The sequence below is a fragment of the Streptomyces coeruleorubidus genome (assembly GCF_028885415.1).
Lineage (GTDB): Bacteria > Actinomycetota > Actinomycetes > Streptomycetales > Streptomycetaceae > Streptomyces > Streptomyces coeruleorubidus_A.
This window is the reverse complement of record NZ_CP118527.1, coordinates 5,022,412-5,043,097: the sequence shown is the minus strand read 5'-3', so window position 1 is coordinate 5,043,097 and position 20,686 is coordinate 5,022,412. Positions and strand designations below refer to the sequence as shown.

Annotated in this window: 14 protein-coding genes; 7 read left to right on the top strand and 7 right to left on the bottom strand. The window is 69.4% G+C overall.

All coding sequences use genetic code 11. From position 1 onward, the window contains the following. Positions 1 to 33: 33 nt before the first annotated feature. Positions 34 to 2,127, bottom strand: a complete 2,094-nt coding sequence (locus tag PV963_RS23420) for a PhoX family protein (RefSeq protein WP_274817709.1) — start codon at positions 2,125 to 2,127, stop codon at positions 34 to 36. Positions 2,128 to 2,407: 280 nt separating this feature from the next. Here PV963_RS23420 and PV963_RS23415 point away from each other — a divergent pair, with 280 nt between their 5' ends. From PV963_RS23415 to PV963_RS23390, 6 genes are all read left to right on the top strand, one after another. After that, positions 2,408 to 4,105 (top strand): VWA domain-containing protein, encoded by a 1,698-nt coding sequence (locus PV963_RS23415; protein WP_274817708.1) that lies wholly within the window; start codon positions 2,408 to 2,410, stop codon positions 4,103 to 4,105. Positions 4,106 to 4,227: 122 nt separating this feature from the next. Further along, a complete protein-coding gene (gene metG / locus PV963_RS23410; protein WP_274817707.1) occupies positions 4,228 to 5,844 on the top strand; it encodes a methionine--tRNA ligase in 1,617 nt (538 codons plus the stop codon). 137 nt (positions 5,845 to 5,981) lie between these two features. Further along, a complete protein-coding gene (locus tag PV963_RS23405) occupies positions 5,982 to 6,347 on the top strand; it encodes a PH domain-containing protein (RefSeq protein ID WP_059417055.1) in 366 nt (121 codons plus the stop codon). A gap of 111 nt (positions 6,348 to 6,458) precedes the next feature. Beyond that, a complete protein-coding gene (locus PV963_RS23400) occupies positions 6,459 to 6,893 on the top strand; it encodes a hypothetical protein (protein ID WP_274817706.1) in 435 nt (144 codons plus the stop codon). 59 nt (positions 6,894 to 6,952) lie between these two features. Then, positions 6,953 to 7,795 carry an HD domain-containing protein gene (locus PV963_RS23395; RefSeq protein ID WP_274817705.1) on the top strand — a complete coding sequence of 281 codons (843 nt, stop codon included), beginning with the start codon at positions 6,953 to 6,955 and terminating at the stop codon, positions 7,793 to 7,795. Positions 7,796 to 7,875: 80 nt separating this feature from the next. Next, positions 7,876 to 8,814: a hypothetical protein gene (locus PV963_RS23390; RefSeq protein WP_274817704.1), complete on the top strand. Its 939-nt coding sequence runs from the start codon at positions 7,876 to 7,878 to the stop codon at positions 8,812 to 8,814. 66 nt (positions 8,815 to 8,880) lie between these two features. Here PV963_RS23390 and PV963_RS23385 read toward each other — a convergent pair whose 3' ends face one another. From PV963_RS23385 to aspS, 5 genes are all read right to left on the bottom strand, one after another. Further along, positions 8,881 to 10,224: an MFS transporter gene (locus PV963_RS23385; RefSeq protein WP_274817703.1), complete on the bottom strand. Its 1,344-nt coding sequence runs from the start codon at positions 10,222 to 10,224 to the stop codon at positions 8,881 to 8,883. 163 nt (positions 10,225 to 10,387) lie between these two features. Next, positions 10,388 to 11,338 (bottom strand): intradiol ring-cleavage dioxygenase, encoded by a 951-nt coding sequence (locus PV963_RS23380; RefSeq protein ID WP_274817702.1) that lies wholly within the window; start codon positions 11,336 to 11,338, stop codon positions 10,388 to 10,390. Between the two features lie 139 nt (positions 11,339 to 11,477). Continuing rightward, entirely contained in the window at positions 11,478 to 13,454 is a 1,977-nt protein-coding gene (locus PV963_RS23375; RefSeq protein WP_274817701.1) for a dynamin family protein, read from the bottom strand. A 65-nt stretch (positions 13,455 to 13,519) separates the two neighbouring features. After that, positions 13,520 to 15,274, bottom strand: a complete 1,755-nt coding sequence (locus tag PV963_RS23370) for a dynamin family protein (RefSeq protein WP_274817700.1) — start codon at positions 15,272 to 15,274, stop codon at positions 13,520 to 13,522. 261 nt (positions 15,275 to 15,535) lie between these two features. Next, entirely contained in the window at positions 15,536 to 17,299 is a 1,764-nt protein-coding gene (gene aspS / locus PV963_RS23365; RefSeq protein WP_274817699.1) for an aspartate--tRNA ligase, read from the bottom strand. Between the two features lie 158 nt (positions 17,300 to 17,457). On the opposite strand from aspS, the gene PV963_RS23360 reads away from it, so the two are divergent. Beyond that, positions 17,458 to 19,596, top strand: coding sequence for a SpoIIE family protein phosphatase (locus tag PV963_RS23360; RefSeq protein WP_274817698.1), 2,139 nt, complete (start codon positions 17,458 to 17,460; stop codon positions 19,594 to 19,596). Positions 19,597 to 19,600: 4 nt separating this feature from the next. Here the strand turns inward: PV963_RS23360 and PV963_RS23355 are convergent, their stop codons facing one another. After that, entirely contained in the window at positions 19,601 to 20,641 is a 1,041-nt protein-coding gene (locus PV963_RS23355; protein ID WP_274817697.1) for an AI-2E family transporter, read from the bottom strand. Positions 20,642 to 20,686 lie beyond the last annotated feature (45 nt).

Sequence of the window (20,686 nt, the reverse complement as noted above, 5' to 3'; positions counted from 1 at the left end):
CCCATGAGTCACTCCCCTGAGTCGCTCCTCCGGTCAGACGCCGATGTCGCAGCCGTCCGCACGCCACACGGCCACGACGGCCGGCCGGACGTACGTCCCGGGCCCGTCGGGCCAGGTGCTGGCGGGCTTCTCCACGGACGCGCCGTCGATCTCGCCCGGGTGCTGCACGGCGACCAGGACGCGCCGGTCCTGGATGATCGGACCGCAGGTCTCGGCGCCCTTCGGCACGGTCAGGAACTGCTTCAGCTCACCGCGCCGCTCACCCCGGGTCGCCACGCCGAACAGGCCGTCGTGGGAGCCGAGCTGGGCGCCGTCGGTGGAGATCCACAGGTTGCCGTAGGGGTCGAAGGCGACGTTGTCCGGGCAGGAGATCGGGCTGACGCCCTCCTTCGGGAACCCGGCGAAGTAGGTCGCCGGGTCGTCCGGGTCACCGGCGACGAGGAACAGCGACCAGGCGAACCTGGTGCTCTCGGGCCGGTTCCAGCGCTCGGTGAGCTCCAGGACGTGCCCGTGCTTGTTGGCGTTGCGCGGATTGGCCTCGTCCGCCTTGGCGTTGGTGCCGACGCCACGGTTGCTGTTGTTGGTCAGGGCGACGTACACCTTGCCGGTCACCGGGTTGGGCTCGATGTCCTCGGGCCGGTCCATCTTGGTGGCCCCCACCTTGTCACCGGCGAGCCGCGTGAAGACGAACACCTCGTCGGCACTCATCCCGTCCACGTGCGAGACGGCACCCTCGGCGGTGGCGGTGGCCAGCGGAATCCACTCGCCGCTCCCGTCGAACTCACCGTCGTTCGGCAGCTTGCCCGTGCCGTCGATCTCGATGGCGGGGGAGTCACCGGTGAGCTTGGCGACGTACAGCGTCCCCTCGTCGAGCAGGGAGAGGTTGTGCTCGCGCACGGCCCTGCTGCTGCCGTGCCGCATCCGCTTGCTGCCGACGAACTTGTAGAAGTAGTCGAACCGCTCGTCGTCACCCGAGTACACGACGGGCCGCCCGTCCTGCGTGAGCCGCACGGTGGCGGCCTCGTGCTTGAAACGCCCGAGGGCGGTGTGCTTGCGCGGAGTGGAGCTCGGGTCGTACGGGTCGAACTCCACGACGTACCCGAACCGGTGCACCTCGTTCGGCTCCTGGGCGACGTCGAACCGCTTGTCGAACCGCTCCCACTTCCGCTCGCTGGCCCCGGTCCCGACACCGTAGCGCTTGTCGGTCGCCCGGCTGCTGTTGGCGAAGTACTGGTTGAAGTTCTCCTCGCCGTGCAGCGTGGTGCCCCACGGGGTGACACCGCCCGAGCAGTTGTTGAGGGTGCCGAGCACCTTGGTGCCGCTCGGGTCGGCGGAGGTCTTGACGAGGTCGGAGCCGGCGACGGGCCCGGTGAGCCGGAACTCGCTGGTGGCGGTGACGCGCCGGTTGAGCTGGTGCCGCGGGACGGCGGTGAGCTTCCCGGTCTTCCGGTCCCCCTCCACGACGACGGCGGACAGCCCGTGCGCGGCCCAGGCGATCTCGGCCTGCTCACGGGTGGGGTTGGCGGAGTCGTACCCCCGGAACATGAGCACCTCATCGGTGTACTCATGGTTGGCGACGAGCAGCTGCCGGCCGCGCTCGCCCGGCAGCGGAAGGAGCGCGAGGAAGTCGCAGTTGTACCCGAACTGCCCGGCCTGCGCCTTGGCGGTCTGCTTCTCCGGGTCGAAGGCGGGCACACCGCGCAGGATGGGCTCGCCCCAGCGGATGACGACGTTCTGCCGGTACCCCTCCGGCACGGTCACGGCGTCGGCGGTGTTGGGCTCGACGGGCGCGAAGCGCAGCCCGCGCGCACCCTTGTGTTGACGCCGAGCGGCCTCGGCGGCGGTGCCGGCCGCGGCGGCGTCCGCCGGGACGGCGCCGGCCTGCGGAGCCTGCGCGACACCCACAGCCCCCGCGCCCGCGGCAGCCACGGTCACCACGGCCGCGGCCCGCATCATCGACCGGCGGCTGAGCGCACCGGCGATCACATCACCGACGTACTCGTTGGAGCTGGTGTTGGGCACCTCGTGGAAGCAGGCGTCACCACACCGGTAACGACAGGTCATGGCGGACCGGCCGCCAGGGTGTGAACCGGACGGCGTTCCGATCAGCGGCAGCAGCTTTCGCACTTTGCTCTCTCCTTGGATGCCCATGGTGTCAGCGTGACCGTAGGGGCACATATGTGCGGCAGCCGGGCGCCAGGGTGAACAGCGGGTGAACCTGCGGCAGCTTTACGGCAGTTACGACGATTCAGCACGGCGACACCTTCGCAGGCCGGATGTCCCTCTTGACAGGGTGAGCCTCCCATCCCCGACCCTGCCCAAGATCACCCAGGAGGGCCGCTAACCTTACGTGTCCGTCCTGGCCAGGGATTGACGGGCTTCAACTCACGCGAAGGGTTGCGCGCACATGGGCATTCTCACTCTCTTGCGGAACGCGTTCGGACGGTCACGCAAGTCACGGACCGCCGAGGCGGAGGGTGCGGCGCAGACCACGACGACCCCGGCGGACACGCCTCCCCAGGAATCACCGGCGTCCGGGACCCCCACCCCCGCCGCGGCGGACCCGAAGGTCCCGTCTCCCTCCCCGGAACCGACCCCCGGCCCGGCAGCCGACGTCCCGGACCCCCGCGGCGAACACGACCTCGTGTCCTTGATCTTCGACAATGTGACGGTGCCGAGGCCTGCGCGGCCGGCGGAGGGGGAGCCGGCGGTTGCGGAGCAGCCGGGGGCTGAGGAGAAGCCGGAGGTTGCGGAGAAGCCGGGGGACGAGCCGGCGGTTGAGGAACCGGCGGTCGCTGAGAAGCCGACGGTTGGGGAGGAGCCGGTTGCTCAGGAGGAGCCGGCGGTCGTCGAGGAGCCGGCTGCTCAGGAGGAGCCGACGGTCGTCGAGGAGCCGGCTGCTCAGGAGGAGCCGACGGTCGTCGAGGAGCCGGCTGCTCAGGAGGAGCCGGCGGCGGAGAAGCCGCAGGTTGTGGAGGAGCCGACGGTCGCGGAGAAGCCTGCGACGGTGGCGCCGGAGGCGGAGGCGGAGGCGGAGACCAAGCCGACGGTGGAGGAGCCGACGGAGGCGACTACGGCGGAGCAGCCGGTCACCGAGGAGCCGACAGCGTCGGAAGAGGCCACGGCCGAGAAGCCGACCGCCGCCGAGGCCCCGGTGCCCGAGGAGCCCGAGTCGTCGTCGACCCCCGAGCCCGCAGCACCGGAGAAGCCGGAGGACAAGGCCCAGGCCGAGCCCACGGCCAAGGCAGAGCCGACGACCGAGTCAGACGCGACGGCCGAGGCGGAGCCGACGGCCAAGGCCGTGGACACCCCCGCAGCCGCCGACGGCGAGTCCGCCCCACAGGGGCCACCCGCACTCGACGACGAAAGCAGCACGGGCGGTGCGGGTGGGAACAACGACACGGCCGAAGCCGAGGGCGAGGCCGAACAGGACACCCCCGCCCCCGCCGTCCCCCTCACCCGCATCAAAACCCACGCAGCCACCCTCACCACCGCCTACAAGGCCGCCACCACCACCCTCAAGAAGCACAACCTCACCGGCACCCGAGCCAAGGTCTACCTCGTCCTCGACCGCTCCGCCTCCATGCGCCCGTACTACAAGGACGGCTCCGCCCAGGCCCTCGCCGAACAAACCCTCGCCCTCGCCGCCCACCTCGACCCCGAGGCCACCGTCCCGGTCTTCTTCTTCTCCACCGAGCTCGACGGCACCGGCGAGATCACCCTCACCGACCACGAGAACAAGATCGACGACCTGCACGCCGGCCTCGGCCGCATGGGCCGCACCAGCTACCACGCAGCCGTCGAAGCGGTCCTCGCCCACCACGGCAAGGAAGCGACCCCCGACACCCCGGCCCTGGTGATCTTCCAGACGGACGGCGCCCCCGACGCCAAGACCCCCGCCACCCAGGCCCTCACCGAGGCCGCCAAGACCCACCCCGCCGTCTTCTTCTCCTTCGTCGCCTTCGGCGACCCGGAGAACAAGGCCTTCGACTACCTCCGCAAGCTCAAGACCCCCAACACGTCCCACTTCCTCGCCGGCGAAACCCCCCGCGAGCTCACGGACAAGGAGCTCTACGAGGGCGTACTGGCGAACTGGCGCCCGTAGCACCAGCCCGCAGAACCCGCCCGCAGAACCCTCGGGGGGTGGACGTGGACAGAGCCCCTGTCCACGTCCACCCCCCGAAACGCGTGTGAGTCGATCTCCACGGGCCCAGTAGGATTTCGACCATGGCGGCCACTGGATCCGAGAAGCAGGGAGCGAAGGCGTACTACGTCTCGACCCCCATCTACTACGTAAACGACGCTCCTCACCTGGGCCACGCCTATACGACCGTCGCAGGCGACGTGCTCACCCGCTGGCACCGCCAGCGCGGCGAGAAGGTGTGGTACCTCACCGGCACGGACGAGCACGGTCAGAAGATCATGCGCACGGCCGAAGCCAACGGGGTCACCCCCCAGGCGTGGGCCGACAAACTCGTCACCGAAGCGTGGAAGCCCCTCTGGGAGCACCTGGAGATCGCGAACGACGACTTCATCCGCACCACGCAGAAGCGGCACACGGACCGCGTCCAGGAGTTCGTCCAGGACCTGTACGACAAGGGCGAGATCTACAAGGGCGGCTACGAGGGCCCGTACTGCGTCGGCTGCGAGGAGTACAAGCTCCCCGGCGAGCTCCTCGACGGCGAGGGCGAGTACGCGGGCCAGAAGCTCTGCCCGATCCACAAGAAGCCCGTCGAGATCCTCAGCGAGGAGAACTACTTCTTCAAGCTGAGCGAGTACGGCGAGAAGCTCCTCGCCCACTACGAGGCGAACCCCGGCTTCATCCAGCCCGAGTCCGCGCGCAACGAGGTCGTGAACTTCGTACGCCAGGGCCTGCAGGACCTCTCCATCTCGCGCTCGACGTTCGACTGGGGCATCCCGATCCCGTGGGACGACAAGCACGTGATCTACGTCTGGGTCGACGCCCTGCTGAACTACGCCACGGCGGTCGGCTACAACGAGAACCAGGCCAAGTTCGAGGAGACCTTCCCGGCCGACGTCCACCTGGTCGGCAAGGACATCCTCCGCTTCCACGCGGTGATCTGGCCGGCGATGCTGATGGCGCAGGGCCTCCCGCTGCCCGGGAAGATCGCGGCCAACGGCTGGCTGATGGTCGGCGGCGAGAAGATGTCGAAGTCGAACCTGACCGGCATCAAGCCGCAGGACCTGACCTCGCACTTCGGCGTGGACGCCTACCGCTGGTACTTCCTGCGCGCGATCGCCTTCGGCCAGGACGGCTCCTTCTCCTGGGAGGACTTCTCCGCCCGCTACACCAGCGAGCTGGCGAACGACTACGGCAACCTGGCGTCCCGCGTCGCGGCGATGGTGGGCAAGTACTTCGGCGGCACGCTGCCCGAGGCCACGGCGGCCGGCGAGGCGGAGCAGGCGATCCACGCGGGCCTGGCGAAGGCGGTCACGGAGGCGGACCGCCGCATCGGCGAGGACCTGGACTTCCAGGGCGGCATCCTGGCGATCTTCGACTTCGTCAAGCAGGTCAACGGCTACATCACGGAGCAGGAGCCGTGGAAGGTCGCCAAGGACACGTCGGACGAGGGCAAGGCCCGTCTGGCGACGATCCTCTACACGGCCGCGGAGTCCCTCCGCGCGGTGGCGGTCCTCCTCAACCCGGTCATGCCGGAGACCTCCCAGAAGCTCTGGGACTCGCTCGGCGCGACGGCCTCCCTCGGCGCCCTCGCGGACCAGAAGATCGGCGAGGCCGACGAGTGGGGCAGGCTCCCCGCCGGCACGACGGTCACCAAGGGCGCGGTCCTCTTCCCGCGCCTGGAGGAGAAGCCGACGGCGTAACAGACGGCGTAACGGGCGTAACACGATCGCTACAGCACGGGGCCCGGGAGAACGAGAACCTTCTCCCGGGCCCCGTGCTTTGCGAAGATCGCGTGAGGGCGGCCACCCGGCCGCCGCCACACACCCGGGGGGCTCCCATGGCACTGTTCGGCAACGCGCACACCGTCGACCCGGCATCGGCCCAGCAGGACTACGCCCGCCTCCTCGGCCACGGCGAACAGGTCCACGCCGCGTTCCTCCTCATCCGCGACACCATCCTCTTCACCGACCGCCGCCTGATCCTGATCGACAAGCAGGGCATCACCGGCAAGAAGGTGGAGTACCACTCCGTCCCCTACCGCAGCATCACCCACTTCGCGGTGGAAACGGCCGGCACCTTCGACCTCGACGCCGAACTCAAGATCTGGATCTCCGGCACCCCGACCCCCATCGAGAAGACCTTCACCAAGGGCGTCGACATCTACGAGGTCCAGGCGATCCTGACCCAGTTCGTGGCGCGGTAACGGCGATCCGCGGCCCGCCCCTGGCCGCACATGGTGATCATCCGTCACACTGGATGGACGAACGGGCCTTGGGTATACGTTCGCTGACAAAGGGTCAGACGGGTGGGGGCGATGGCCGAGTCGGGGGAAGCACGGCCGGAAGCGGTGACCGTCCGGAACGAGTTCGCGCTGGAGCGCTACCGGTACGTCCTGCAGCAGATCCATGCCGTGAACGAGAACGCCCACCGGTTCCTCGCCATCTACCAGACGCTCGCCACCGCACTCGTCACCGCGGCCCTCGCCCTCTTCGTCGGCTACCGCAAGTGGGAACTGGCGGCGGCCACCGCCCGTGGCGGAGTCATCGGCCTGCTGACGCTGGCGACGGTGGTCGCCGCCTTCACCGGCACGCTGATCGTGGTGGGGGCGCTCGCCTGGCTCGACTACCGCAACGAGGAGTGCGACATCACCGACGAGGTCGTCGGGCCGGCTTCCGCAAGCGCCCTCGCCCCGGCAACTTCCTGCGCTGGTACGAGACGTACGTCCTGCTCTTCATTCTCCTATCGGTGATCACCATGTGGCTGCTCGCCGCGTTGTTCCTCCTGCCCGCAATGAGGTGAGTGTCCCCGGTGCCCGAGCACGACTACACCAGCACGTCCCTGTGGCAGAGCACCCTCGCCGGGCGCCCCGAGCCCGACGCCCACGCCGAACAGCGGGAACGACTGCGCACGTCGTACGCGGAGCTGCGGAAGCAGGCGGCTGTGCTTCTCGAGGAGAACGCGCGCAGCATGCCGGACTTCACGGTGCACGACATCAGTCACGTGGACGCACTGTGGGAGACGGCCGAACTCGTGTGCGGTACCGAGGTGACCCTGAATCCCGCCGAGGCATACGTGCTGGGCTGCGCCTTCGTGCTGCACGACGCGGCGATGGGTGCAGCGGCGTACAGGACGACCGTGCCCGAGACGCTCGGCGAGAAGCGATGGCGCGATCTCGTGTCGTTGGCCTACTACCACCGGGAGGGATGCTGGCCCGACCGGGAAGAGCTGGACACGCCGCCCGCCGAGATCGTGGACGTCTGCCTGGCGACGGCGATCCGCGACACGCACGCGGAACAGGCCAAGCGGCTGGTGGACCAGCCGTGGCCGTCCCGTACGGGCCATGACATCTTCCTCATCGAGGGGGCCCAGATGCGGGAGGTGTACGGCCCGCTGATCGGCGAACTGGCGGCCAGCCACTGGTGGCCCGTGGACCGGCTCGCCGAGGAGTTCCGCCACACGACGGGTTCGCTGCCCTGGCAGCCCAGCGAGTGGACCATCGACTCCCTCAAGCTGGCCTGGTCCTGCACGGTGGAGTCCCTGCTGGCCCCTGTCGAACAACGCAAGTGGTCGGACACCTGCCACTTGGACGACGAGTCCCTGGGCCCGGTCTCGGGCTACCTTCTGCGCCGGCCGCCGAGCACGACGACGTGAACGTTTTTGCCGCTCTCGAAAGAGTGAACGCAGCCCCGTTCGCCGAACACGCCGCCCTCTGATGGGCCTAGCTTGCGCACATGGTCACATCAACCCATGAGACCTCACACCGGATCTTCCAGGACCATCCGGAGGTACTCATCCCCGTCTTCGAGGCACTGGGCCTGCCACCGCCCGCGAAGGCGACGATCGAGGCGCTCACCCCTGACGCCACGGAGATCAAGCCTCTGGAACGCCGTGTGGACACGGTACTGAGAGTCGAGCCGTCCGAAGGGGACAGCTTCCTCATCGCCGTCGAGGCCCAGACCGCCCCTGCCCGCGGCAAGGGATCCAGCTGGTCGTACTACGTGGCGTACCTGCGCGCGAAGTTCGACCTGCCGGTGCTGCTCGTCGCGGTCTGCAAGAACCGGCCGACCGCATCCTGGGCGGCCGGCCCCTTCGAGTGCCGGGTCGGCACCTGGACGACCCAGAGCACCCGTCCTTTCGTGCTGGGCCCCGACAACGTTCCGGAGATCACCGACGAGTCCGTCGTGGCCCGGGAACCGGCCATGGCCACGTTCTCGGCCATCGTGCATAGCGAAAGTGAAAACGCCGCCGCCATACTGGGCATGCTGGCTCGCGGAATGCGGTCGTTCGACAAGGCCACAGCGAAGTACTGGTGCGAATGGCTTGAGGTCGGGCTGGAGGACACTCCGGTCCGGGAGACATGGAGAGAGCTGGAGAAAATGGTCGCCACCTACTTCCCGGGCAGGGGAACCCTCTTCGAGGAGACGTACCTGGAGGGCAAGGCCGAGGGCAAAGCCGAGGGCAAAGCCGAAGGCAAGGCCGAGGGCAAAGCCGAAGGCAAGGCAGAGGGCAAAGCCGAGTCCATCTTGAGCGTGCTGGAGAAGCGCGGTATCCCCGTCCCCGAGGACACCCGCGACCGCATCATCTCCTGCACCGACCTCGACACCCTCACCCTCTGGTTCGACCGCTCCCTGACGGCCACCACGGTGGAGGACCTGTTCGCCGAGGAGTGATCAACTCCTGAAGGCCGGGGCCCGCAACCGCGACAAGGAGCGGGCCCCAGCCCCGAGTCGGCGCGCCTACCTCACAGCCGCCTTCCCCGTCACCCCCGCGCGATCCCCGGCGCCCGCCCGCGGCCCCCTGTTGGTGTGGCGTACGAAGGCCACGCCCAGCACCGCCAGTACGGAAGCCGCCGACAGCGTGTACAGCCCCCCGTTCGTGCTGCCCGTCGTGTCCTTCAGATATCCGAACAGCGTCGGCGACACGAACCCGCCCAGGTTTCCGATGGAGTTGACCAGGGCAAGACCCGGCGCGGCGATCTTCAGGTCGAGGCCCGACTGGGCCATCGGCCAGAACAGGGTGGCCGCGCACTTGCCGCCGACCGCGGCGAGGGTGAGGGCGGCCAGGCCGAACCAGGGCGAACCGAGCGTGGCGAGGAAGGTGCCGGTGGCCGAAAGGATCAGGGCGATCGCCAGGTAGGGGCGGCGGTCCGGGGCCCGGTCGGTGAAGTGGCTCATCGTGTACATCGCGATCACCGCGCAGATCCAGGGGATCGCCGACAGCAGACCGATCTGGAAGGAGGACAGTCCGCCGATCTCCTCCACCAGACTCGGCAGCCAGAACGTGATCGCGTAGCCGGTCAGCGCCATCGCGAAGAAGACCGCGGTCAGGACGGCGACCTGGGGGTGGAAGATCAGTTTCATCCGCGACACCGACGGCGCCCGGTCACGCGCCTCCTTGTCCCGTGCCACCGCCTCGCTCAGCGCGTCCTTCTCCTCCCGCGTCAGCCACTTCGCGTCCTGGATCCGGGAGACGAGGAAGAACCCGGCGATGAAGCCGACCAGGATCGAGAATGCGCCCTCCAGGGCGAACATCCACCGCCAGCCCGCGATACCGCCCGCGCCGTGCAGCTCCAGCAGCGCGCCGGTGATCGGGCCGGTGACGATGTACGCCGTGGCCGAGCCGCCCAGGAAGATCGCACTGGCCCGGCCCCGGCTGGAGTCCGGCAGCCACTGGGTGAAGTAGAGGAGCACACCGGGGAAGAAGCCGGCCTCCGCGACACCGAGCAGGAAGCGCAGGGCGTAGAACATCCACACGTTGTGGATGAAGCACATCGCCACGATCACCGCACCCCAGGTGATCATGATCCGGGTCAGCCAGACCCGGGCGCCGAACCGCTCCAGGAGCATGTTGCTCGGCACCTCGAACAGGGCGTATCCGATGAAGAACAGGCCCGCGCCGAGTCCGTAGGCGGTGGCGCTCACGCCGACATCGGCCCGCAGTTCGTTCTGGACGAAGCCCACGTTCGTCCGGTCCATCTGGTTGACCAGCAGCATCAGGACCAGGATCGGCAGCATGCGGCGCAGGAACTTGCCGACCGCACGCTGCTCTGCCTCGGGTATGGGTGTCGCGGTGTCTGACATCGTTGTCTCCCTCGCTGTGCACATACGTGAACAGCAGTCACGTACGCGTTCTCGGAGGGACTTTATGGAGGCTCATCTTCCGGGTCAACGGATTGAGCAGAAGTACATGTATGTGAATGCGGGGCGGACGGCCGTACGTGTCCACCCCACACGCGTCCATCCATCAGCCCGCGGAAGCCGACGCCCCCGGCTGGACCGAGCCCTCCGTGCCGTCGTGCGTCGCCTCGGGGTCGACGCCCATGGTGAGGGTGGCGACGACGCCCTTGGCGATGGCGTTCTTCGTGTACTGGAGCTTCAGCAGCCCGCCCTCGGTGCCGTTGCCGGGGTAGATGGTGTCCTCGTCGAGGGTGGTGCGGGTCGTGGTGTTCGTGGAGTACGGCTCGACCTCGGCGGAGGCCAGCACGGACTCCTCGTCGAAGAAGAGCTGACCGGTGTGGCAGGTCGTGCCGCCCTCGTAACCGGCGTCGGTCCACGTGCCGTTCACATGCACCTTGGTGTGGATGTGCACGCAGCGGCCCTGGTACCAGCCGGGGAAGACCGTACGGAACTCGACGAGTCCCCGCTTGTCAGTCCGCCAGGTGCCGCGCAGATAGCGCTCGTCGTCGGTGGGCTCCTGGTGTCCCCCACCGCCACCACCACCGTCCGGGGGCGCACCCGTGGGCGTGCCGGTCGGTGTGCCCGAGGGCGGCGTACCGCCCCCGCCGCCTCCACCGCTGCCCATCGCCTCGTACCCCGAGTACGCACCCAGCGCGTTGCAGTGCCAGATGTCGACGGCGGCGTTCGCGAGGGGCTTGCAGGTCTCGGAGTCGATCACCTTGAGGCGCAGGGTGAGCGGGATGCCCTCCTGGTCCTCGGTGACGTCCCGGCGGAGCTTGTCGGCGTCGATGTAGTAGGGGCCCTCGGTGGTTTCGGAGGTCAGCCTGTAGCAGACCTCACCGGAGCCCCCGGCGGCCGTCCCCTTGGCGGCTCGCGTCTCCTCCCCGGCGAACGCGCCCGCCGCGAACGTACCGCCGACACCCGCCGCCACCACCGCTCCGGCGCCCGCGGCGATGACCTTACGCCGTGTCAGATCGCGTTTGTGTTCAGGCCCTTGGGCCGTTTCCTGTTCCGTCATGGGAAGGGAAACTAGGGAGCCCGCCTGTCAGGAGCCTGGGTGAGAGCTGGGTGAGAGCCCTGGGTGCGAAAGTGGCTCGGAACCGACGCCGGTTCCGAGCCACTGCCTGGAAGTCCTGCGCCGTGCGGCGCCTCGTCCGTCAGGCGGCCTCGGCAACGTACGGGCGCAGGAACTCCCCGATGGCGACCTCGATGTTCGTCAGCTCCTGTTCGTAGCGGTACAGCTCGTCGCGTTTGGCCTGCTTCTCCTGCTCGTCGAGGCGCGACTGATCGATGCTGCGCTCGATGTCGGCGATGACTTCGTTGAGTCGTTCCGTCAGAGAGTTCGCAACTCCGTTCCACACGGCGCGAAGATCGGCGACGCGGTTGCGCACGTACTGTTGCGCGATGTGGCCGGCGGACTGCTTCAGCTGCTCCGCGATGTGGTTGGCCACTTTGGCCCGCAGCTTGCCGCTCGAGACGGCGAGGGAGACCGCCCCGAGCACCGGGCCGAGCGCGGCACCGACGGCCAGCGCGATGCCCACCGGAGGAACGGCGAATCCGAGGCTGAGCGCCCCGCTGGCACCGGCCAGGGCCAGTCCACCGGCCCCTGCGGCGCCGACCCCCGCGGCCAGTGCCGTGACCTCACCGGGCCGGAACCGGAACGGCATGGAAAACGGCATGGTGCCCCCGAACCCTCCACGACTGGCCGACAGCGCCAACCCGTACAGCAGCTGGTCGGCCTGGCGGTCCTCACTGACGCCGGTCAGGCGGGCGCGTATCTCTTCCAGCGCGCTCTCGTACTCGCGGATCAGGGGTGTCAGCCGCTCCAGCAGCCGGGCCTGGTGCTCTTGGACGACCTCCTCCAGGTCCACCGAGCAGAACACCTGCATACGGCGTTGCAGCGCGCTCGTGTACCCGTCGATGATCTGGTTGGCAATGGCGTCGCGGCCCCCGGGAGTGATCACACGTCCCGCACGATCCAGCAGGCCGGGGCCTTTCACGTCCCAGCCGGGCAGTTGCGCGCTCAACTTGACCAGGTGGGCCGAGAACTCCGCCTTGACATCCTTTTCCACCTCAGTGACCCAGGCTTCGACGATGCGCCGGATCTTCGACTCGTCCTGCTGCAGCTGTTCCCGGCTGGCCTCGGCGCTGTTGAGCACTTCCCGAAGTTCCTGGGTCGTTCTGGCGAGACCCCCGCTCTGGTTCTGCAAGTGCTTGCGCAGGCGGATCGCGGTCTGCCGCAGATACTCGGCGAGCCGCACGAACTTCACCCGGGCCGCGTCGCGCAGACAGAAGAGTTCCAGGGACTTCTGCAGAGCCGTGAGCCCCGACCGCTCGACTGCGGCTTCATCGCCCGCGAGGCGGGCCCGCAGCGCATCCCGTGCGCTGACGAAGTGCACCTCGTTGTGCGCCTGCCCCGCCAGGCGGCGCTCCAGTTTGGCCACCTCGTTGCGGCAGCGCCTCATCACTTCGTCCTGCTCGTCCTCGTCGATCAGGTCGAAGCGGTTGACGACGTAGAAGATGTCCCGGTGGCCGAGGGCGTAGACCTGCTCCAGATAGTTCTCGGTCTCGTGGAGCGTGAAGGGCCGGGACGCATCGGTGACATAGACGATCGCGTCGACCTCCTCCAGGAAGCTCAACGTGACCTGCTCGCGCGAGGGGTTCTCGTTCACGCCCGCCGAGTCGACGATCTCGACCCAGCGCCCCAGCAGTTCCAGCGGCTGGGAGACGACGGCGAGGGAGAACGAGGGCTCACGGGACGCGCCTTCGGCATCGATCTGCAGGGCCACCTCCTCCTGGAACTTCTCCGTGCTGACCACGGTGGACTCTCGGCGGTCCATGTCACGGTAGAGCTCGGCCTGCTCGTTCTCGCCCCAGCGCAGCAAGGTGGTGAAGGCGGTCGTGGGATTGGCCTTCGTCGGCAGCAGTCGCTTGCCCAGCATGGCGTTGATCAGCGTGCTCTTGCCGCTGCTGAACTCGCCGAGGACCATCATCCGGAACGTCTCGCGCTCGAAGACACTGCGCGTGCTCTCGAGCCGGATCGTGCCCTGCTCCCGGGTGTCCGTCCCCATCAGGCCCGCCGTTTGCTCGGAGACCCCCCTGATCCGCTGGTAGAGCTCCTGCAACGAACCCATGCGGGAACTCCAGTTGTCGAACTCCCCCTGAGTTCCGCTCTGACGTTGCGGAGTTTCCTGCTCCATCACACCTCATCCCAGGTTGTCACCAGCTCCCTGACCGACCGGCGCAGCGCCCTGGACTCCTCCAGCAGCGTCAACCAGTGGCCGCGCGAATCCGGTCGTGCCGCGAAGGCGGCCCCGTTGACCCGCCACCACTGCTCGTCGCCTTCCCTGGCGCGCGCTTCGAGCCGTGCGTAGAGCCGGTCGAGCCGTCGGGCCACGGTTGTCAGGTGCTCGGCGAAGCCGGCATCGACAGCCCGTTGCAGGTCGTTGATCGTGGCGTCCAGCGCCTGTTCCCGGCCGCGTGCGAACGCGTCGCCCGCCAGGGCCGTGCCCGCGGCCCCCATCAGGCCGGCCACGGCGTCCGGGACCAGGGAGCCCAGCAGGGCCTGCACGCCTGCCCCGACGAGCTCCGGGATGAAGGAGGAGCCACCAGTAGCGGCCGACCGCTTCGACGGGTCGGCCTTGTTCCGGTCATCTGCGTCGGTTCGGCTGCCCCTGTCCACCCACACGGACGGACGGCCATCAGGTACCGGCCCAGTGGTGCGCTGCTCCGGTATGCCGGACAGCAGCTCCGCGGCGGGTCGGTGGGCGGCCAGCGCCTCCTGCAGCCACTGTGCGTCGGCTTCGAGGGCCTGTTCGACCTGTTTTGTGATCCGCCCTTCGACCTTCTGCAGCGCCACTGCGACCTCGGGTATGACGCGCAGCCGTACGAACTCCCGGGCGTCCTGGCCCTGGGACAGCTCACGCGCCAGCCGTCTCAGGCACAGCGCTCGCAGGTGGTCGGACTCAGCGGTGATCCGGCCCAGCAGTTCGTCACGCCGCTCGTCCAGTGCGGCGGACAGCGATATCCAGTTCACCAGAGCGGTGGTGCGTGCGGCCTGCCATGCCGCGGCGGCGCTGGTCCGTGCCGGATCGTCCGGCCCTGCCTCGGCTGCCATGGCGCGCTCCGCCGCGCTGGAGATCAGTTCACAGGTGGCGAGGAGGAGCTGGGCCCGACGCCGGGCGCGCATACCGGTCCGCCGGTGCGTGGTACCGAGCACTGCCAGCACGGTGCGGCAGTGTTCCAGCCTCTCCTCGCTCTCCTCCCCGAGCCGCCCGGGTCCCGCCAGGACGTGGGCGTCGGCGGCGGTGAGTGCCACTTGGTGCCGGACACGCCGCATGACGTCATCCGCCTCGGCGGCGGTCTCCATCTCGTCGAGTCTGGTGACGACGACGAGGAGGGGCGGGCAGTGTGGCTGTCCGGCCAGTGCCTTCAGCCTGGACACGTCGGAGGCGGGCAGGGCTCTGGGGGCCGAAGTGACGATCACGATCACATCGCAGCCGCTGACGGCAGAGGCCAGGAGATCGCCGACCCGATGTTCGCTCCGACCGGAGTGATCGCCGCCCCGGACAAGAGACCATGCGTCCCAGTTGGGGGTCTCCACCAGTTCCAGCCCGGCGTCGGCCAACCAGGACGCGTCAGGGCCGGCGCTGACGACACGCAGGGGCCCCTCCAGGGCGTCCACGGCGCCGGCGGGGTGCTCCGAGGCCCGGACGAGTGTGGGCACGGCCGAGGAGGTGGGGTGGATCGACACAGGCAGGCAGCGGGCGCCGGCCAGTTGATTGATGAGTGACGACTTGCCCACGTTCATGCCGCCCACGACACACACGCGGGCGGCTGCCGAGGCCGGCCGGTTCACATGGCGAATCAAGCGGGCGGCGCCGTCGGCGCCGGCACGGTCGGCCAGCGCGGCGACCCGCTCAGCGAGATGCCCGAGCTGCCCACTTGCCTGCACAGCAGTCCCGCCCGGACGTCCCGGATCGGATTCATCCAGGTCATGCGCCGTCACTCCGCCCCCGAAAAATCACTGTGTGATGGCCGACACACCATGATGGCAACTTTCCCGTGGCCTTGGAGGCGAATCGAGCAGGGTGGGTCATATGAGGGTTCAGCTCCGCGACGGGTACGTCACCCCCAGAGGAACCTGTGGGTTGCTGTGCACACACGAAAGCGGCCCGGAACCGACGCCGGTTCCGGGCCGCTGACGCTGCCGCGACTACTTGGGCTGCGGCTTGCGCACCGACAGGTGCAGCTCCTTCAGCCGCGCCTCCTCCAGCTCCGTCGGCGCGCCCATCATCAGGTCCTGGGCGTTGCCGTTGAGCGGGAAGGCGATGGTCTCGCGGATGTTCGGCTCGTCGGCGAGCAGCATGACAATGCGGTCGACGCCGGGCGCGATGCCGCCGTGCGGCGGGGCGCCGAAGCGGAAGGCGCGCAGCATGCCGGCGAACTTCTCCTCGACCGTCTCGCGGTCGTACCCGGCGATCTCGAAGGCCTTGAGCATGATCTCCGGCTCGTGGTTCCGGATCGCGCCGGAGGACAGCTCGACGCCGTTGCAGACGATGTCGTACTGCCAGCCGAGGATGTCCAGCGGGTCCTGGGTCTCCAAGGCCTCCAGGCCGCCCTGCGGCATGGAGAAGGGGTTGTGCGAGAAGTCGATCGCGCCGGTCTCCTCGTCCTTCTCGTACATCGGGAAGTCGACGATCCAGCAGAAGCGGAAGACGTTCTCCTCGAAGTGCCCGGCACGCTTGGCGGCTTCCACCCGCACCGCGCCCATGATCTTGGAGACCTCGTCGAACTCACCCGCGCCGAAGAACACGGCGTGGCCGGCCGCCAGGGACAGGCGCTTGGTCAGCTCGGCGACGTTCTCCTCGGTGAGGAACTTCGCGATCGGGCCGGAGAGGGAGCCGTCCTCGGCGACCCGGACCCAGGCCAGGCCCTTGGCGCCCTGCGAGACGGCGTAGTCGCCGAGCTGGTCGAAGAACTTGCGGGGCTGCGCGGAGACGTCCGGCACCGGCAGGGCGCGGACGTGCTTGCCGGCGAAGGCCTTGAACTCCGAGCCCTCGAAGATGTCGGTGATGTCGACGAGTTCGAGCTGGGCGCGCAGGTCGGGCTTGTCGGAGCCGTACTTCAGCATCGCCTCGCGGAACGGGATCCGCGGGAACGGCGAGGTGACGTGGCGGCCACCGCCGAACTCCTCGAACAGCTCGGTCATCAGCTTCTCGACGGGCCGGAAGACGTCTTCCTGCTCGACGAAGCTCATCTCGATGTCGAGCTGGTAGAACTCGCCGGGCGAGCGGTCGGCGCGCGCGTCCTCGTCACGGAAGCAGGGCGCGATCTGGAAGTACCGGTCGAACCCGGAGATCATCAGCAGCTGCTTGAACTGCTGGGGCGCCTGGGGAAGGGCGTAGAACTTGCCCGGGTGCAGGCGGGACGGGACGACGAAGTCGCGGGCGCCCTCGGGGGAGGTCGCGGAGAGGATCGGCGTCGCCATCTCGTTGAAGCCGAGGGCCGTCATCTTGTGGCGGATCGCCGAGATGACCGCCGTGCGCAGCATGATGTTGCGGTGCATGCGCTCGCGGCGCAGGTCCAGGAAGCGGTACTCCAGACGCCGCTCCTCGTTGACCCCGTCCTCGGCGTTGATCGTGAACGGCAGCGGGGCGGCCGCGCCGAGCAGCTCGACCTCGCCGACCTCGACCTCGACCTCACCGGTCGGCAGCTCGGGGTTGATGTTCTCGGCGCCCCGGGAGACGACCTTGCCGTCGACGCGGACGGTCGATTCCTTGGAGAGCTTGTCGAGGGCCTCGTAGGCGGGGGTGCCGGGACGGGCCACGAGCTGCGTGATGCCGTAGTGGTCGCGCAGATCGATGAAGAGGATGCCGCCCAGGTCGCGCCGATTGTGCAGCCAGCCACTCAGCCGGACGTCGGTGTCGACGTCAGAGGCGCGGAGCTCGCCGCAGGTGTGGGACCTGTACCGATGCATCGTCGTTCATCCAGTCTTCGCTGATCGGGGTCTGTGTTTCACGTGAAACTGGTCCCCAGCGTACCGGGCAGGCGAAGATCGGCTCTCCTCAGTTAACGATCGAGCACACTTCCCTCTTCGCGTGGCAGTGTTCGATCGCCTCTTCTTAAAGTAGGTCAATGCGCACTGGCGAGCCCTTGCCCGCCGTGGGGGAGGCTCTCGCAGCCCTCGCGACCGGCCTGTGGCACTGGGACACCGCCACCGGGCTGGTCACGGTCGACGCCGAGGCGGCACGGTTGCTCGGGCTGCCCGCGGAACAAGTCAGCCTTACGGAGGCCCAGGCCCGGGCCCGGCTGCATCCGGTCGACTGGAACGAGATCACCGGCGTGATCCAGCTCGCCGTCGCCGAGGGCACCCTCGCCGAGGTACGGATCCGGATCATGGACGAGCAGGGCCGCATCGTCCGGATCGTCCGCAGCCGCTCCAAGCCGTCCTTCGACCGGGCCCGCAAGGCGTACCGGCTGATCGGCACCCTCCAGGAGGTCACCGAGCCCACGCCGGGCACCCCGGCCGGGCGCAGCGCGGTCACCGGTGACTGGCGACGCTCCCGGGAGGCGTTCCTGCTGGACGCGGGCCGGGCGCTGGCCGAGGCGCGCTCCACGCAGGAGGTCCTGCGGGTCACGGCCAATCTGTCGATGCCGGGCTTCTCGCCGGACGGGCTTGCGGTGTTCGGCGTGGAGGGCGACCGGCTGACGATCATCGGGCACCACGGGCAGCAGCAGGGCGACGACAGCCCGTTCTCCGACATGCCGCTGGACACGGACTACCCGGCCGCCGAGGTCGTGCGGACCGGCCGGGCGGTGTACCTGTCCTCCCCCGAGCAGTACAAGGCCCGCTACCCGCTGACCTGGCCGCTCGCCGAGCGCTTCGGCCGGAGGTCCTGGGCGTTCCTGCCGCTGACCGTGGCCGGCCGCACGATGGGTGCGTGGATGGCGGCCTTCGCCTACCCGGTCGCCTTCACACCGGACGAGCGGTCCGTGCTGGCCACCGTGGCGCGGATGCTGGCACAGGCGCTGACCCGGGCGGGCGTGGCCGAGAGCGAGCGGGCGCTGACCGACGGGCTCCAGCGCACGATGCTGCCGAGGCTCGGCCCGCAGCGCATCCCGGGCATGAGCGTCGCCGCCCGCTACGTCCCCACCGGCGGCGGCCTCCAGGTCGGCGGCGACTGGTACGACGTGATTCCGCTGCCCAGTGGACGGTTCTCGCTGGTCATCGGGGACGTCCAGGGCCATGACGTACGCGCGGCGGGCCTGATGGGCCAGCTCCGCATCGCCCTGCGCGCCTACGCCTCCGAGGGCCACCGCCCCGACGCCGTCCTCTCCCGCGCCTCCCGCTTCCTGCACGGCATCAGCGACGAGGACCCCGCCGACCCGCGCTTCGCGACCTGTGTGTACGTCGAGGTCGACCCGGCGACCGGCGTGCTGGACATCGCCCGGGCCGGCCATCCGGACCCGGCGATCCGGATGGCCGACGGCACGGTGCTGACGCGGCCCACGTCGGGCGGGCTGCCGCTGGGCATCGACCCGGACGCCGACTACCCCACGACCCGGCTCGCCCTTGAGCCCGGCGAGACCATGCTGATCTGCACGGACGGCCTGATCGAGACCGGCGGCCACGACCTGGACTCCGGCTGGCGGCGGCTGCGCGCGATCCTGGAGGACCACAAGGGCGATCTGGAGGAACTCGCCGACACCCTGGTGCAGGCCGTGCACGGGCCGTCGTCGCACCACACCACCGGCCCGCTGGCCGACCGTCGCGAGGACGACATCGCGCTGCTTCTGCTGTGCCGGGAGGGCGAGGGCTGCGGCTGCGGCGACACCGTGATCGTGCGGGCCCCCGTGCGGCGCACGGTGCTGACGGTCGCGCAGGCCGAGCCCGAGCGGGTCGCGGTGGCCCGGCAGCAGCTGCGCGAGCTGCTGCACGACTGGTCCTCCCCCGACCAGGTCGACTCTGCGGTGCTGCTGCTGTCCGAGATGCTGACGAACGTGCTCGTGCACACCGACTCCGACGCGCTGCTCGTCGCCGAGATCACCGGCGGGGTGGGTGAGCGGCGGCTGCGGATCGAGGTCACCGACGCCGGCGACGACCTGCCGCACAAGCGCAGGCCCGGGGAGCTGGCGTCCTCCGGGCGTGGCCTGGTGCTGATGGAGCTGCTCGCGCACGCCTGGGGGGTGGACCCGCGCGGCGAGGGCAAGAGCATCTGGTTCGAGCTCTACGAGTCCGTGGACGGCTCGGGCGACGGGTCGTGGCAGCCGTAGCGGGTCACGACTGGAGGACGCCGAAGGCGGCGGCGGTGAGCGGCACGGCGAGCAGCATCCCGAGGACACCGGCCACCGACGCCCCGGCCGTGATCGCCACCATCACCACCGCCGGGTGCATCTGCACGGTCCGGCTCTGGATCATCGGCTGGAGCACATGCCCTTCCAGCACCTGCACCGCGAGCACCACCCCGAGCACCCACAGCGCGATGACGAACCCCCGGTCGGCGAGCGCGACCAGCACGGCCACGGCTCCCGAGATGAAGGCGCCGAGGTAGGGAATGTAAGCGCCGACGAAGACCAGCGCCCCCAGCCCGGCCGCCCCGGGCACGTCGAGGACGAGCAGTCCGACGGTGATGCACAGCGCGTCGATGAGGGCGATGAAGGTGGTGCCGCGCATGAAGCCCTCGACGGCCTGGAAGGCCCGCCGCGCCATGGCCTCCAGGGTTTCGGCCGAGCCACGCGGGGACAGGGCCCGCAGCGTCCCGGCGGCCTTGTCGGAGTCGCGCAGGAAGAAGAAGACGAGCAGCAGCGCGAGCACGGCCATGGCGATGGTCTCGCCGACCACGCTGACCCCGCTGATCACACCCGAGGCGGCCGAGCCGCCGAACTTGCCCAGGAGCTCCCGGGCGTTGGAGGCCAGGTCCTCCAGCGAGGTCCCGGCCGCCCCGAAGTACTCGGAGATGCCCCGCGCGGCCTGCTTGAGCGAGGCGACGATCTCGTCGCCCGTGTCGATGAGCGCGGCGACCACGATGTACACGGCCCCGCCGACCACGGCCACCACCGCGACACACGTGAGCCCGGCCGCGACCGACCGCTGCACCCCGGCCCTCACCAGCCGCCGGTGCAGGGGCCCGAGCAGGGCCGTCCCGAGCAGCGCGAGCAACACGGGCACGACGGCGGTCCGGAACTCGTCGCACAGCCGGATCCCGACGTAGACGACCCCGGACACGAGCAGGAGGAGCGCGCACCAGGCGGCGAGACGCCGCAGGGGGTCCGGGAGGAGCGGCCTGGGGCCGGGAGCGGTCGGGTCGGAGTCCTGCACGCCTCCACCCGACCATGCCCGGGGCGGGCCGTCCCGCCGGAAAGG

Coding starts and splice junctions, on each gene's coding strand:
- PV963_RS23390 (WP_274817704.1), top strand. CDS start 7,876: ATGGTCACATCAACCCATGAGACCTCACACCGGATCTTCCAGGACCAT.
- PV963_RS23380 (WP_274817702.1), bottom strand. CDS start 11,338: ATGACGGAACAGGAAACGGCCCAAGGGCCTGAACACAAACGCGATCTG.
- PV963_RS23385 (WP_274817703.1), bottom strand. CDS start 10,224: ATGTCAGACACCGCGACACCCATACCCGAGGCAGAGCAGCGTGCGGTC.
- metG (WP_274817707.1), top strand. CDS start 4,228: ATGGCGGCCACTGGATCCGAGAAGCAGGGAGCGAAGGCGTACTACGTC.
- PV963_RS23415 (WP_274817708.1), top strand. CDS start 2,408: ATGGGCATTCTCACTCTCTTGCGGAACGCGTTCGGACGGTCACGCAAG.
- PV963_RS23405 (WP_059417055.1), top strand. CDS start 5,982: ATGGCACTGTTCGGCAACGCGCACACCGTCGACCCGGCATCGGCCCAG.
- PV963_RS23375 (WP_274817701.1), bottom strand. CDS start 13,454: ATGGGTTCGTTGCAGGAGCTCTACCAGCGGATCAGGGGGGTCTCCGAG.
- PV963_RS23360 (WP_274817698.1), top strand. CDS start 17,458: ATGCGCACTGGCGAGCCCTTGCCCGCCGTGGGGGAGGCTCTCGCAGCC.
- aspS (WP_274817699.1), bottom strand. CDS start 17,299: ATGCATCGGTACAGGTCCCACACCTGCGGCGAGCTCCGCGCCTCTGAC.
- PV963_RS23400 (WP_274817706.1), top strand. CDS start 6,459: ATGGCCGAGTCGGGGGAAGCACGGCCGGAAGCGGTGACCGTCCGGAAC.